Origin of the sequence: Desertibaculum subflavum, from assembly GCA_003576705.1 — a bacterium.
In the GTDB taxonomy this organism is placed as follows: Bacteria; Pseudomonadota; Alphaproteobacteria; order Ferrovibrionales; family Ferrovibrionaceae; genus Desertibaculum; species Desertibaculum subflavum.
Genome location: QOZS01000092.1, coordinates 1 through 11551, shown reverse-complemented (window position 1 = coordinate 11551; position 11551 = coordinate 1). Strand labels below are relative to the sequence as shown.

Here is an 11551-nt window from a genome sequence, read left to right as displayed (position 1 = left end):
TCCATCGAATAGGGACGTCCCATGCTGGCTGGCCTCCATCCCCAGCCCGCATCTTGAATCACTATTCGAGCCCCTTGGGAATCCCCTGCCGATTCAAGCCAATCTCATCCCGCTCTAGGCTCGGGCGGTCGGCCGCGCCGAGACTTCGATCCACCACCGGCCGAGATTCTTGTGATCGCCGGCCAGCGCAATGCCGGTGTTCTTGCCGAGCAGCAAGGCGCTTTGCGCGGTGATGTCGGCCACCGTGTAGTGGTTGCCGGCGAGATAGGGCCGGTCGTCCAATTCGCGGTCGAGCCAGGCCATGGCGGCCAGCGCCTGCTCGCGCACAAGCGGCGCATATTCCGGCACCTGCTTGCGCCGGCCCTGCCAGAACGGCGAGCTGTGCACGAAGTGCTGCGTCACCGGCGCCAGGAGCTCGATCTCGGCGCGGCGGTTCCACATCTCGACCTGGGCGCGCTCCAGCGCGTCGCGGCCGAACAGATTGGGCTCCGGATGCAGCTCCTCGAAATAGCGGCAGATGGCGATCGATTCGGTGAGGATGGTGCCGTCGTCGAGCTCGAGCACCGGCAAGGTGCCGAGCGGATTGAGGGCGAGGAATTCCGGCGTGCGGTTCTCGCCCTTCATCATGTCGATCGCGACGGTCGGCACCGTGACGCCCTTCTCGGCCAGGAAGATGCGCACCCGCCGCGGGTTGGTTCCCGCCTTCAGATCGTAGAGCTTCATGCCGTCCTCCCTGTCTTGCCGCCCTCCGGGTCAGGTGGGGCGGAAATTGCCGTGGAAGCCGTACGGCACCCGGGTGGACAGCATGGCACGTCCGATCGGCCCGCGCTCGATCGCCTGCGCCTCGAAGACGCAGAGGTCGCTGGTCTGGGTCGCGCCGCGGAACAGGACAGCGAGGATCCAGCCGTCGCCCTCCGGCGCATCGGTGGCGCGCGGCACGAAGACCGGCTCTGAGACCGCATCGCCCGCCGGGCAGTGCCATTGCTTGCGCGCGCCGGTCTTGACGTCGAGATGGGCAAGGCCGGTGAAGCTGCCGGTGAACTTGCGGCTCTCCGGATCGTAGAAGGCGTAGTAGCCGTGGCGATACGGCAGCCCGGCGAAGCGTTCGTCGAAGCGCGGGAACTCGGCCAGCAGGTCATCGAGCGGCTCTTGGCGGAACGTATCGGTGTTGCCGGCGAGATCGAAGGTCCAGCGCACCAGCTTCGCCACCGCCTTGCGCTCGTCGCCGGGCGTGCCGTCGGGATTGGGAAACAGCGGCGCCGCATCGTACTGCATGACGTCGGCGACGATCCGGTCGCCCTCCTCCCAGGCGTTCATCGGGTGGAAGACATAGGCCGCCGGCCCCTTGAACCAGCGCATGGCCGCGAGCGGCTGGTCGCGCCGGAGGATGCCGATATGGGTGCCCTTCTCCGGCTCCCAGGCGAAGGCGGGCTTGCCGGCCATGGCGCGCTGCAGATTGCCGGTCAGCGGCATGACCGGAAAGATCACGTGATTCCGGGTGGCAATGAAGTCGTGCACCATCGAGCTGTACGGCGCCTCGAACTGCTCGGCGCGGATCATCGCGCCATGCTTGTCCAGCACGTAGTACGCCAGCTTGTTGGTGAAGAAGCCGCCGACCGAATAGGCGAAGGCCAGCATCTCGCCGGTCTCCGGATCGGTCTTCGGATGCGCGGTGAAGCGCCCAAACACCTTGCCGCCGAAGCTCTCGTAGCCCTTGGGGCCAAGCGTCGTCGGATCGACCTCGAAGGGCGGATGCCCCTCTTCCAGCGCGAAGACGCGGCCTGCATGGGTGACGACGTTGGTGTTGGCAAGGCCGGTGTCCTTGCCGACCACCGTGGGATCGCTGGTCATCGGGTTGCCGAAGATGCCGAACATCGAGCGACCGGCCTCGCGCTCCAGCTCGAATTTCGGCGTGCGCACCCATCGGTTCCGATAGTCGACCCTGCCGTCCGCGATGGCGAAGGCATGCAGCATGCCGTCGCCGGCGAACCAGTGATAGCGGTCGCGCGGCGCGAATTGCGGGTTCGCGCCGTTGCGGTAGAGCGTGCCGGTGATGCCGCGCGGGATCTCGCCTTCGACCGGCAGGTCGAGCGCCTCGGACTCGAAATGCACCGGCGCGAAATTGCCGCGCAGGAAAGCGTGCTCCGGGAAAGGCTGGCTCATGACTGGCTCCCTCAGGCCTCCGTCTGGTGTCGCTCGGCGCGGGGCGGAAGGCCGGCCCGGGCGCCCTGGAACAGCAACCGCGTCATGCTGCGGAAGAGATCGAATGCCTCCGCTTCGCCGAACCGGCCGGCGAGCTTCAGCACCACGATACCGTGCACGCCCGACCAGATGACGCGGCCGATCTCGCGCGCATCGCCCTGGATCCAGCCGTCCTCGATCATCGCCTGCACATGCGCCGACATGGTGCGCTCGGCCCGGTCGCGGGCGCGCTTGAGCTCGGGATAGTCGCGCTCGCCCGGCTGCTGCAGGTCGAACATCAGCCGATAGGCGTCGGGCTCGCGCATGGCGAAGTCCCAATAGGCCCGGCCGACGGCGGCGGAGCGCTCCATGGCCGAGCCTTTGGCCGCGAAGGCCGTCTCCAGCGCCTCGGCGAAGCGGTCGAAGGCGGCGGCGCGGACGCTGGCCAGGATCTCGCCCTTGTCGGCAAAATACCGGTAGGGCGTCGCGGCGCTGCAGCCCAGCACCTCGGCGACCCGCCGCATCGACACGGCGCCCACCCCGTCGCGAGCGAACAGCCCTTCCGCCGCGGCCAGCAGGCGGGCGCGGAATTCCAGGATCTCGGTCTGGCTCAGTGTCTTCGGCATTAATGAACAGTGTAAATTAACACCGTTCACTACGCAAGGCGGTCAGCGAAGCTTCCGCTCGTAAGAAAGGCCAGGGTCAGGCGCAGCGTGTCGGGATGGTCGCAGATGTAGGTGTGGTTGGCGGCGATGACGATGTGATCCCGCATGCCCGCGAGGTGGGTGCTGTCGAGTTCGACCGTGCCGTCATGGGCATGGGGATTGAGCAGCGCATTCGCCCAGGAGACCGGTGCCAGCGGATGGAAGCCGCGCGAGCCGGCGATGATGCCGATCTCGCAGGCCGGGACCGGCCAGCCGGCGAGCCAGGGCGCATCGCGGAACAGCTCGACCGCCGGCCGGCCGAAGAAGCGATGGAGCAAGGGATAGCGGCCGAGCCGGGTCACCACATAGGCGCCCCGGTTGGGCGGCGCCACCATGACGAAGCGGCCGATCGTGAAGGGCACCGGCTCGGCCAGCAGCGCACGCAGCAGGATGCCGCCGAGCGAATGGCCGACGAAATGGACGCGGCCCGTCCCGAGCGCCGCCAGACGCGGTCGCAGGTGGTCGATCAGCTCGGCGATGCTGTGCGTGCGGCTTGGATAGCCGATCGGCAGCGGCTCGAAGCCGGCCTGTTCCAGCCCATGGGCGAGGCGCCGCATGCTCCGCGGCTGCCGCCCCAGGCCATGCAGCAATGCGACCCGTTCCCCCATCGCCTCTCTGTCAGGCCGCGCGCGACCCGCTAGTAGAGCCCGCCGGTGCCCGCCGTGGCCGGCGCCGCCCCGGTGCCGCCGAGCGGCGGCCGCGCCACCGAGCCGGAGGGCTGCGCAGGCCCGTCCCCCTCTTCCGAACCATCGAGAATCTGCAGGTCGCCGTTGGCCGGCTCCGTGCCGGGCCTGAATGCCTCCAGGATGGCGTTGCGCTGACCGAAGGCGGCCGGCAGCCCGGTCTTAGGATCGACCCGCACGAGACGCACGCCGGGCGGAATGCGGAACGACGTGGCCGGCGCATCCTTCAACGCCTCCGCCATGAAGTCGGCGAAGACAGGCACCGCACTGCGCCCGCCGGTCTCCTTGTTGCCGAGGGTGCGCGGCTGATCGAAGCCGACATAGACACCGACCAGCAGGTCGGGCGAGAAGCCCATGAACCAGTTGTCGAAGAAGTCGTTCGACGTGCCGGTCTTGCCGGCCAGCGGCTTGCCGACCTTGCGCGCGCCGGTGCCGGTGCCGCGCTCGACCGCGCCTTGCAGCATGGACACGATCTGATAGGCCGTCGCCGCGTCCAGCACCTGCGGCCGCACATCGGCCAGCTCCGGCTCCGGCCCGCCGGCATAGGCCTCGGACGCGCAAGCGTCGCAGGTCCGCTTGTCATGCGCGAACACCGTGTGTCCCTGGCGGTCCTGGATGCGGTCGATCAGGGTCGGCATCACCTTCTTGCCGCCGTTCACGAACGTCGCGTAGGCGCCGGCGAAGCGCAGCATGGTGGTGTCGGCGGCCCCGAGCGACATCGACAGTACCGGCTGCATCTGCTCGACCGCGCCGAGCCGCACCGCGTAGTCGACCACGACATCCATGCCGACCGCTTGGGCCAGCCGCACGGTCATCAGGTTGCGCGACTGTTCGAGGCCGACGCGCAAGGTGCTCGGCCCATAGAACTTGTTGGTGTAGTTGCCGGGCTTCCAGCGCGGCAGGCCCGGCCCCTGGTTCAGCACGAACGGCGCATCGAGCACCAGCGAGGACGGCGTGAAGCCGTGGTCCAGCGCCGCGGCGTAAACGAAGGGCTTGAAGGACGAGCCCGGCTGGCGCTTCGCCTGAGTGGCGCGGTTGAACTGGCTGGAGCCGAAATCCCAGCCGCCGACCAGGGCCAGCACGCGGCCCGTATGCGGATCCATGGCGATCATCGCGCCGCCGACATCGGGTACCTGGCGGAGGCCGAACAGGCGCTTCGGCTTGTCGGCAATCTGTTCGACCAGCGCAACATCGCCGACTGTCAGCACATCCGCCGCCTTGCGCACGGCCGGGCCGAGCTCTTGTTCAGGCAATGTCTTCCGCGCCCAGCGCAGCTCCGCGAACGGGACCGTGCCGCGGCTGCCGTCGGCAAGCCCGATTTCGACGTCTTCCGGGCCGACAGCGAGAATTGCGGCAAGCTTCCATTCGGCGGGGCCGGGCGGCGCCGGCACGCGGCCAAGCTCGACCTGCCAGTCCTTGGGGTTCTCCAGCCTCGCCACCGGCCCGCGCCAGCCGTGCCGGCGGTCGTAGTCGACCAGGCCGTCGCGCAGCGCCTTCTCGCCAGCCTCCTGCAGACGGGGATCGAGCGAGGTCCGCACGCTGAGGCCGCCTTCGTAGAGTCCCTTCTCGCCGTAGCGGGCGACCAGTTCGCGACGGACCTCCTCCGCAAACCATTCCGCCTTCACCGTGCCGATCTCGCGTCGCGGCACCGAGCCGAGCGGGGCGGCACGCGCCGCTTCCGCTTCCGCCATGCTGAGATGGCCATCCTCGGCCATGCGGTCGATCACCCAGTCGCGTCGCGCCTTGGCGCGATCGGGATAGCGCAGCGGATGATAGTTGTTCGGCGCCTTCGGCAGCGCCGCCAGGAACGCCGCTTCCGGCACCGTCAGGTCGTCCAGCGACTTGTCGAAATAATAGAGCGAAGCCGCGGCGATGCCGTAGGCGCCGACGCCGAGATAGATCTCGTTCAGGTAGAGCTCGAGGATGCGGTCCTTCGACAGCGCCTGCTCGATGCGGAAGGCGAGCAGCGCCTCCTTCGCCTTGCGCGTCAGCGTGACCTCGTTGCCGAGCAGGAAATTCTTCGCCACCTGCTGGGTGATAGTGGAAGCGCCGACCGGGCGCTTGCCCTGGCCGAAATTGAGCGCGTTCACGACAGCGGCGCGGATGATGCCGGTAATGTCGATGCCGGGATGGCTGTAGAAGGTCTTGTCCTCGGCCGAGAGGAACGCGTCGATCACGCGTTGCGGCACCGCGTCGATCGGCACGAAGATGCGCCGCTCATGCGCGTATTCGGCAATCAGCCGGCCGTCGCCCGCATGCACGCGGGTCGAAATCGGCGGCTGATAGCTCGCGAGCTCGGCATAATCCGGCACATCGCGCCCGATATGCCAGAGCAGCACGACGGCGCCGGCCATGCCGATCAGGCCGAGCACCACGGCGACACCGAACAGCTGGGCCAGCCGATACAGCAAGCGCTTGAGCAAGATCGGGTTCCGGTTCCAGTTCAGGGCGGGATCATAAGCCGGCGCGACAGGCCCTGCGAATTATTCCAACGCCGGCGCGGCTGCAGAATCCGTTAATGCGGGGAGTTAATGCGCGAGTGTGGCGAAATAACGGTCGACCGCCTCGGCCAGCGCCTCGGCGAATTTCGCCCGGCCCGCGGGCGAGCGGATGATCGCCTCGTCCTTGGGGTTGGACAGATAGCCGAGCTCGACCAGGACCGACGGCACGTCGGGCGCCGACAGGACGCGGAAGCCGGCAAAACGATGCGCATTGCGGTTCATCGGCACGCGCTGGCGCATCTCGTCGGACAGGTGCTGGGCAAACTGGGCCGACAGGTTCATCGTTTCGCGCTGCGCCAGGTCGATCAGGATCGACATCACTTCCTTCGGCTGGTTGCCGAAATCCACCCCGACGATGATGTCGGCCTTGTTCTCGCGTGCCGCAAGCGCCTCCGCCTCCTTGTCCGAGGCGGTCTGCGACAGGGTGTAGACCGTGCCGCCCCGATGGGCCCGCTCGCCGATCGAATCCGCGTGGATGGAAACGAACAGATCGGCCTGCGCCTCGCGCGCCGCGCGTACCCGCTCCGCAAGCGAAAGGAACACATCGGAATCGCGGGTCATCACCACCGTGTAGCGTCCGAGCGCCAGCAGCTTCCGGCGCATCTCCTGCGCCATGGCGAGGGTGATCTCCTTTTCGTAGAAGCCGCCGGCGCTGACCGCGCCGGGGTCGATGCCGCCATGGCCGGCGTCGAGCACCACGACCCGCCGCGCCGGCGGCTTGCGGAGCGGCGGCGGCGGCGTCAGCGCGGCGAGTTGGGTCAGCGACGTGGCATCGGGCGGCCCCTGCGGTTTCAGGTCGACCACCAGCCGATGGCCCGCGCCATCCCGCGGCGGAATCATGAAAGCGGCCAGAACGCTCACCGGACGGTTCAGATCCAGCACCACGCTGGAGCCGATCTCGGTAACGTGGACGCGGAAGCCGCGCACCACGCCCTGCCCCTGTTCGCCGGCGCCCGGATCCACGGCAAAACGCATTTGCGGCAGCAGGACGACGGCGCGGTCGGGGTCGCCCAGAACCTTCACTTCGAAGGGAACGGATTCCGAGATATCGACCACGAATCGGGTGATCTCGCCGTTCTGCCCAAGGCGCAAACCGGACGCGGTTCGGACGCTGGCCATGGCCGTCGAGGCGGCGGCCAGGAAAATCAGCGCGAGGCCAAGGAGTCGCGTCCGCATACGCACATATAGCCCGCAAAGCCAGGGAAAACGCAAGATGTGGCTGGCCGGAGACCAGCAATTTGCTGCCTTCCGGCCTTCGTTTACAGAATTAGTTGTTTCTTAACGCTAGCCGGCACTATGATCCATTCCGCGAACATCCGCGATCCGATCGTGCGCGCTTTGAGTGCAGACGGTCGGTGCCGCAAGACGGTGAGCGTCGATGCGCGCCCGGCCCGATCCGGTGCCCAGGTGCCTTCCCTCAAGCCGATCGCGGCGCCCGTGAAGCGCGGAACCTGATTTCAACCTCGAGGCGGCTGGCCCTCACCTTTTTCCCAGCCGCGATCGACGGAGTACGAAACGGCCATGTCCGGAGCCATCCAAGCAGAATGAACGCGATGCCCCGGAACTCTCTCGGCCGCTTCTCCGCCGACCCCCGCCGCCTCTCCCAGCCCATCAGTGGATGCACGCCAGCAGTTCGCGCCGGCAGTCCGTCCGCTTCGGAGCTCTCGCCACATGGCCAAGCGTATGCTGATCGACACCTCGCACCCGGAGGAAACCCGGGTAGTGGTGCAAAGCGGTAATCGCGTCGAAGAATTCGATTTCGAGACTGCCAGCCGGAAACCTCTCAAAGGCAACATCTATCTGGCGCGCGTGACGCGCGTCGAGCCGTCGCTGCAGGCGGCCTTCGTCGAGTACGGCGGCAATCGGCACGGTTTCCTCGCCTTCTCGGAAATCCACCCGGATTACTGGCAGATTCCGGTCGCCGACCGGCAGGCACTGCTGGAGATGGAGGCGGCCGAAGAAGCCGCCGCCGCCGCCGAGGAAGAGGCGGAGGCCGCAGCGGAAGCCGCCGAGGCCGCTGCCACAGCCTCCAGCGACGAAACGGCGCCGGGCTCGCCGGATGATCCTGAAGGCGCCGCATCGGATGCCGCCGCCCCCGCAGCGTCGACGGCCGAGGCCGAGGCCGAGGCCGTGCCGGCCCCGTCGCTGGCACAGCACGCGCCGCGGCTGGTCGAGCAGGACAATGCCGAACCGGCCGCAGCCACGGAAGCTGGCGAGGCGCCCGGCCATGTGGAGCAGGTCGAAACCTTCCACGTCGTCGAGACGCTGGGCGGCGACGTGCCCTCCCTGGACTCCGAGTACCACGAGCACGACGCTCCGGAAGGCGGACTGCCGGCCGATGCCACGGGCGACATGTCGGCCGAATTCGACGGCGAGGCCGAGACGGAGGAGACTGGCGAGCGCGAGGGCGGCGAGCGCCGCGGCCCACCGCGCCGGCGCCGCTTCCCCATGCGCCCCTACAAGATCCAGGAGGTCATCAAGCGCCGGCAGATTCTGCTGGTGCAGGTGGTGAAGGAAGAGCGCGGCACCAAGGGTGCGGCGCTGACCACCTATCTGTCGCTGGCCGGCCGCTATTGCGTGCTGATGCCGAACACTTCGCGCGGTGGCGGGATCAGCCGGAAGATCGTGTCGCCGACCGACCGCAAGCGGCTGAAGGCGATCGTCACCGAGCTCGACGTACCGCAAGGCATGGGCGTGATCCTGCGCACCGCGGGCCTCGACCGTTCCAAGCCCGAGATCCGGCGCGACTTCGAGTATCTGCTGCGTCTGTGGGACAACATCCGCGAGCTGACCCTGCAATCGACGGCGCCCTGTTTGATCTACGAGGAAGGCGACCTGATCAAGCGGGCGATCCGCGACTACTACTCCTCCGACATCGAGGAGATACTGGTCGAGGGCGAAGCCGGCTATCGCACGGCGCGCGATTTCATCGGCATGCTGATGCCGAGCCATGCCAGCCGGGTGAAGCTCTATCGCGAACGCGTCAGCCTGTTCCAGCGCCACCAGATCGAGGCGCAGGTCGACGCCATGTACAATCCGACCGTGAACCTGCGCTCGGGCGGCTACATCGTCATCAACCCGACCGAGGCGCTGGTCGCGATCGACGTGAATTCGGGCCGCTCCACGCGCGAGCACAATATCGAGGAGACCGCCTACAAGACCAATCTGGAGGCGGCCGAGGAAGTGGCGCGCCAGCTCCGCCTGCGCGACCTTGCCGGCCTGATCGTCGTCGACTTCATCGACATGGGCGATCCGCGCAACAACCGCCATGTCGAGCGGCGGATGAAGGATTGCCTGAAGAACGACCGCGCGCGCATCCAGGTCGGCCGCATCTCGCCGTTCGGCCTGCTGGAGATGTCGCGCCAGCGCCTGCGCCCGAGCCTGATCGAGAGCTCGACGCAGACCTGCCCGCATTGCGCCGGCCGCGGCTATATCCGCTCGGTCGAAAGCTCGGCGCTGCATGTGCTGCGCGCCATCGAGGACGAGGCGATGAAGGAGCGTGCGAGCGAGCTCAACGTCCGTGTCTCGACCTCCATCGCGCTCTACATCTTCAACCGGAAGCGCGAGGTCCTGATCGATATCGAGGCGCGCTATGGCGTCGCCGTATCGATCGAGGGCGACGACAGCCTGATCGCGCCCGATCACCGGATCGACCGCGTGCGCGGCCGGGTTGCCCAGACGGAGACCGCGCGGCCGATCAGTGCGGAATCGATCCGGCCGCGCGATCTCGAGATCGAAGCAGAGCCGGAGGCCGAAGCGGAAGCAGAGGCCGAGTCCGAGGAGATCGAAGCGACCGCGGAAGCGGCGGAAAGCCAGGCCGAGTCTGCGGGCGCCGACGGCGATCGACGCCGGCGCCGGCGCCGGCGTCGCCGCGACGGCGATCGCCGGCCGCTGCCTCAGCCCTCCGCCGGCGCGGCCGGTGACGAGACCGAGCCGCAAAACGTCGAGGCCGAGGCCGCAGACGCGGGCGAAATGGAAGCGGAGGCCCCCGCCGATGCCGCCGCCGCGGACAGCGAGGCCGCGGAACGGCGCAAGCGCCGCGGTCGCCGCGGCGGTCGCCGCCGCCGCCATGGCGACCGGCGCGGCCTGCCGATGGGCGAGGACGCAGCGGCTGACGAGGCCACCGACGGAGCGCCGGCCTTCGCGGGCGAAGCCGAAACACCGCCGCCCGAGCCCTGGACCGAAACGCCGCCCGCCTACGACGGCCATCCGGGCGAACCGGCGGTGTCGGCTCGGGAAGCCGAGATGACGCCGCTGCCGGAATCCGCACCGGAGCCCTGGACGCCGCCCGAACCTGCGCCTGAACGCCGCGCCGAGGTTGCGCCACCGTCCACCATCGCCGTGCCGGAGCCGGCGCCCGTGGCTGCAGCGGCACCGGAGCCCGTCGTCGCGGAACCGGCGCCGGCAGCGGAGGAAGAGGTGCCGCCAGCCGCCCGCCGGCGTGGCTGGTGGAGCCGGGGCAGCTTGTTCGGCGGCCGCTGAGCCGCCGCTATGTTCTGTACCCATAAAGGGATTCCCTTGAGGGCGTGATTGTGATTCAAGCTTCCAAACGGATGGGAGCTTGGCGATGGCCCGGTTTGATCTGAGCGATGCGGAGTGGAGCATCATCGCGCCACTGCTGCCGAACAAGCCACGCGGGGTGCCGCGGACGGATGATCGGCGGGTTCTGAACGGGATCTTCTACATCCTGCGGACCGGCTCACCGTGGCGCGACCTGCCGGAGCGCTATGGCCCGTACACAACCTGCTACAACCGGTTCAATCGCTGGGCCAAGGCGGGCGTGTGGCTGCGGGTATTCGAGGCTCTCTCGGCGCGCTCGCCGCAATCGATGCACCTGATCGACAGTTCGATCGTGCGGGCGCACCAGCACGCAGCGGGCGGTAAAAAGGGGGCGCGGATCACGCCATCGGCCGTTCTCGTGGAGGACTGAGCACCAAGATCCACGCCGTGGTGGACGCACGCGGCTTGCCGGTTCGCCTGCTGCTGACGCCGGGCCAAGCCTCCGACAAGACCACCTTCCCGCTGCTGATCGAGGGCTTGCGCCTGGCCCGCCACGTCGTCGCCGACCGCGGCTTCTTCGCCCGCTCGATCATCGAGCGCATCGAGGCCGAGGGAGCCAGCGCGCACATCCCCTCGCAGAGCAACGTCCGGGTCCGCCGCGTCATCGATCGCGAGATCTACCGCCAGCGCAATCTGGTCGAGCGCTTCTTCAACAAGCTCAAGCACTTCAGGCGCATCGCCACACGCTTCGACAAGCTCGCCCGAAACTACCTTGCCGCCATCACCATCGCCGCAGCACGCCTCTGGGCCAGAGATTATGAGTCCACGACCTAGAGCGTTTCACGATTTGGTTGAAGCGTATCGGGCATTGGCGAAGTAGCTCTGACATTCGACGGGTGTGATGGCTTCGACGAGGTCGCCGATGTGGCGCCAGGTGTCCTCGACGGTTCGCTTCTGAGCGGCCCGCATCCAATGCTTGATC

The 11551-nt window shown here is 68.0% G+C and carries 8 protein-coding genes and 1 pseudogene; 2 read left to right on the top strand and 7 right to left on the bottom strand.

Going from position 1 to position 11551, the window contains the following annotated elements; genetic code table 11:
• Nucleotides 1-114: 114 nt before the first annotated feature.
• The 6 genes from DT074_RS26610 to DT074_RS26585 all read right to left on the bottom strand — a co-directional run bounded on the left by DT074_RS26610 (nt 115) and on the right by DT074_RS26585 (nt 7245).
• Nucleotides 115-723, bottom strand: a complete 609-nt coding sequence (locus DT074_RS26610) for a glutathione S-transferase family protein (protein WP_119422877.1) — start codon at nt 721-723, stop codon at nt 115-117.
• A 30-nt stretch (nt 724-753) separates the two neighbouring features.
• Nucleotides 754-2163 (bottom strand): carotenoid oxygenase family protein, encoded by a 1410-nt coding sequence (locus DT074_RS26605; RefSeq protein WP_119422876.1) that lies wholly within the window; start codon nt 2161-2163, stop codon nt 754-756.
• Nucleotides 2164-2174: 11 nt separating this feature from the next.
• Nucleotides 2175-2807, bottom strand: coding sequence for a TetR/AcrR family transcriptional regulator (locus DT074_RS26600; RefSeq protein ID WP_119422875.1), 633 nt, complete (start codon nt 2805-2807; stop codon nt 2175-2177).
• 29 nt (nt 2808-2836) lie between these two features.
• A complete protein-coding gene (locus DT074_RS26595; RefSeq protein WP_119422874.1) occupies nt 2837-3442 on the bottom strand; it encodes an alpha/beta fold hydrolase in 606 nt (201 codons plus the stop codon).
• Between the two features lie 80 nt (nt 3443-3522).
• Complete coding sequence (locus tag DT074_RS26590; protein WP_438503714.1) at nt 3523-5991, bottom strand: penicillin-binding protein 1A; 2469 nt, start codon at nt 5989-5991, stop codon at nt 3523-3525.
• A 105-nt stretch (nt 5992-6096) separates the two neighbouring features.
• A complete protein-coding gene (locus DT074_RS26585; protein WP_119422873.1) occupies nt 6097-7245 on the bottom strand; it encodes an N-acetylmuramoyl-L-alanine amidase in 1149 nt (382 codons plus the stop codon).
• A gap of 495 nt (nt 7246-7740) precedes the next feature.
• Between DT074_RS26585 and DT074_RS26580 the strand changes: the two genes are divergently transcribed.
• Both DT074_RS26580 and DT074_RS26575 read left to right on the top strand, forming a co-directional pair.
• The gene (locus DT074_RS26580; RefSeq protein ID WP_119422872.1) at nt 7741-10551 is read left to right on the top strand and encodes an Rne/Rng family ribonuclease; all 2811 of its coding nucleotides are present in this window, start codon (nt 7741-7743) and stop codon (nt 10549-10551) included.
• 85 nt (nt 10552-10636) lie between these two features.
• Nucleotides 10637-11403, top strand: a protein-coding gene (locus DT074_RS26575; protein ID WP_119422871.1) for an IS5 family transposase whose coding sequence is annotated in 2 segments (ribosomal slippage) — nt 10637-10961 and nt 10961-11403 — 768 coding nt in all. Because the reading frame shifts where the segments join, the coding sequence is not laid out codon by codon here.
• A 6-nt stretch (nt 11404-11409) separates the two neighbouring features.
• On the opposite strand, the pseudogene DT074_RS28650 reads toward DT074_RS26575, so the two are convergent.
• Nucleotides 11410-11551: pseudogene (locus DT074_RS28650) on the bottom strand (IS630 family transposase); the annotation flags it as partial.

Coding starts and splice junctions, on each gene's coding strand:
- DT074_RS26600 (WP_119422875.1), bottom strand. CDS start 2,807: ATGCCGAAGACACTGAGCCAGACCGAGATCCTGGAATTCCGCGCCCGC.
- DT074_RS26610 (WP_119422877.1), bottom strand. CDS start 723: ATGAAGCTCTACGATCTGAAGGCGGGAACCAACCCGCGGCGGGTGCGC.
- DT074_RS26605 (WP_119422876.1), bottom strand. CDS start 2,163: ATGAGCCAGCCTTTCCCGGAGCACGCTTTCCTGCGCGGCAATTTCGCG.
- DT074_RS26585 (WP_119422873.1), bottom strand. CDS start 7,245: ATGCGGACGCGACTCCTTGGCCTCGCGCTGATTTTCCTGGCCGCCGCC.
- DT074_RS26595 (WP_119422874.1), bottom strand. CDS start 3,442: ATGCGGCGCCTCGCCCATGGGCTGGAACAGGCCGGCTTCGAGCCGCTG.
- DT074_RS26580 (WP_119422872.1), top strand. CDS start 7,741: ATGGCCAAGCGTATGCTGATCGACACCTCGCACCCGGAGGAAACCCGG.